Genomic DNA, 231 nt, shown 5'->3' with positions numbered 1-231 from the left:
ATTCATACAGCGGCCAGCCATCCGTCATCCATATCACCACGTCAAAGGGTGACAGCAGGCTCATAAGACGCCCCAGCGTCGCCATAGTGCGTTCACCGAATACGTGCGCAACAACTGTCTTCCGGAGCCTGTCATACGCGTAAAACAGCCAGCGCTGGCGCGATTTAGCCCCGACGTATCCCCACTGTTCGTCCATTTCCGCGCAGACGATGACGTCACTGCCCGGCTGTA

At 57.6% G+C, this 231-nt stretch carries 1 protein-coding gene; it reads right to left on the bottom strand.

Going from position 1 to position 231, the window contains the following annotated elements:
* On the bottom strand, window positions 1–231 hold a 231-nt coding region (locus FHC49_RS11640), incomplete at both ends, for an IS1 family transposase (protein ID WP_213090065.1).

The sequence above is a fragment of the Kluyvera sp. EC_51 genome, assembly GCF_019584505.1.
Classification (GTDB): Bacteria; Pseudomonadota; Gammaproteobacteria; order Enterobacterales; family Enterobacteriaceae; genus Kluyvera; species Kluyvera sichuanensis.
This window is presented reverse-complemented; position numbering and strand designations above follow the sequence as displayed.